This window comes from Thalassotalea sp. G20_0 (genome assembly GCF_017744175.1).
Classification (GTDB): domain Bacteria; phylum Pseudomonadota; class Gammaproteobacteria; order Pseudomonadales; family Endozoicomonadaceae; genus Endozoicomonas.
In genome coordinates this window covers 1-1,165 of the sequence record NZ_JAGHQV010000233.1, presented here as the reverse complement: position 1 = coordinate 1,165, position 1,165 = coordinate 1, and the positions used below count along the sequence as shown (strand labels likewise).

Below are 1,165 nucleotides of genomic sequence, written 5' to 3'. Positions count from 1 at the left end.
ACCTGGAACCCTTTGACATCAACACTTACGCCGACACCGGCACCGAAGAAATGAAAGTGGAGCTGTTTGGCTGCCTGCTGAAAATCTCAGGATTATTGGATATTGATTCCGCTGGCGGTGAGAAACACGCCACCACTTTGCCCTTTGAAGTGACCAGCCCGGATTTTGTGAAGATCAATGACACGCCCTATCTATCCAGGAATGACACCGATGATCTGAGGGTGGCCTGATGACACTGGCTGTCTCCGAATTGGGACAGGTCTGCCGGGCCATCGTCAAGCAGGCTCTGCAATGGTACGAACTGCCGGATAGTGAAAGCGCCATCCGGCTTTTATGTATGATCGCCGCCCATGAAAGCGGTGATTTTCACTACATCAAACAGATCAACGGGCCAGCCCTGGGAATCTTCCAGATGGAGCCTGCCACCTATGACGATGTGGTGGCCTACATCAAGCACAACCAGGAACGGTTTGTTATGCTCGCCCATGACCTGCCGAATCCCGCTGAATACATGGCATTTAATCCGGTTTTCGGGGCCGCTATTGGGCGGGTCTATCTGCTGAGGATTCCGGAGCAACTGCCACAACCTTTTGATATTGATGGGCTGGCGCAATACGCCAAAGACCACTGGAACACTTATCTGGGAGCCGCCCAATGGAAGGATTACCGGGACGCCTGGCTAAAACATTACTCCTGATAACAGTGCTGATGCTTTTTGGTTGCAGCTCAACCGGAGGCATTATGAACGCTGAGAATCTTCGGGCTGCTTTGGATGAGTGCCATAAAATGAAACTCTGGGTGCTGGTTTACCAGAGGCCGGACCGTTCAGTGATGGATGTCCGCTGCATTCCAAAACCGGATCAGGTGAATGAATTTGTCACCCTGAGGCCAAAACTGCCCATGAAAATGATCCGCCCGTTTTACAACAGCCAACCAATTCCCAAGGCTTTTTATGAACAACAGTAAAACCATCACCGTGATGATGGGAGACAAAGAGCTGACCTTTCAAATCTCCCTGGACGATTACAACCGCTGCGTCAATGCCCTGCAGCCGGATAACAAAATCGCCCCCATGCATAACTTTTTGATCAATGTCTCCGCCAATGATGAGACCCGGGACCATGTAAAAATTGCTTATAAGGACGCCCTCACAAGTGATTTGTTT

The 1,165-nt window shown here is 50.6% G+C and carries 4 protein-coding genes; all 4 read left to right on the top strand.

What is annotated here, in order from left to right:
* Positions 1-230: phage protein (locus tag J7438_RS25750; RefSeq protein WP_209278888.1), on the top strand; the 230-nt coding region annotated here is incomplete at its 5' end.
* Positions 230-697 (top strand): hypothetical protein, encoded by a 468-nt coding sequence (locus J7438_RS25745; protein WP_209278887.1) that lies wholly within the window; start codon positions 230-232, stop codon positions 695-697. The genes J7438_RS25750 and J7438_RS25745, both read left to right, overlap by 1 nt.
* Before the next feature lie 44 nt (positions 698-741).
* Complete coding sequence (locus J7438_RS25740) at positions 742-966, top strand: hypothetical protein (RefSeq protein ID WP_209278886.1); 225 nt, start codon at positions 742-744, stop codon at positions 964-966.
* Positions 953-1,165: putative phage tail assembly chaperone (locus J7438_RS25735; protein ID WP_286196944.1), on the top strand; the 213-nt coding region annotated here is incomplete at its 3' end. The genes J7438_RS25740 and J7438_RS25735, both read left to right, overlap by 14 nt.